Raw genomic sequence first — 571 nt, forward strand, 5'->3', positions numbered from 1 at the left:
TGTCACACCGGTTGTTTATCTCTTTCTTGGCCGTTTTGTGAGATCAAAATCAGAAGAAGCACTACGCTTAAGAAGAGAACTCAACCAAGCTGAATGATTTATCTTGTAGGGAATATTTGATAATTTTTTTATTTTCGTTTTTAAAATGTCGTTTTCGGGTTTTATATTTTCACTTTTTACACCACTTCATTGTTTTCGTGAGGTATAAAAATTGGTTGCAATAAAGGAAAAATTCTCTGTTTTATTATTATTTGTGCGTAGATTGCGTTTTCAATAACCATGCGGTATAAGTCCATGGGAGATAGCTTGTCAATTAGAAATGAAAAAGCTTTTGAAGCAGCTTTGCAAGCTTTAAGAAGGCACGCCATAAAAGACGGGGTCTATGATATTCGTCGGCATTTTATAGAGGATGAACAACGCTTTTCTAATTTTTCCTTAAACCTTGATGATTTCCTTTTCGATTTTTCGAAATGTGGCGTAACATTTAAAACATTGCAACTCCTAGATGATTTGGCTGTTGCAGCAGATGTGTTAGGCAGGCGTGATGCAATGTTTTCAGGGAAAGCCATTA

Annotated in this window: 1 pseudogene; it reads left to right on the forward strand. The window is 35.4% G+C overall.

The features are described 5' to 3' along the window. Positions 1-294 precede the first annotated feature (294 nt). Positions 295-571, forward strand: a pseudogene (locus tag ACFINS_RS11150) (glucose-6-phosphate isomerase); the annotation flags it as partial.

Source organism: Bartonella sp. AA2SXKL, from assembly GCF_042197205.1.
Lineage (GTDB): Bacteria > Pseudomonadota > Alphaproteobacteria > Rhizobiales > Rhizobiaceae > Bartonella.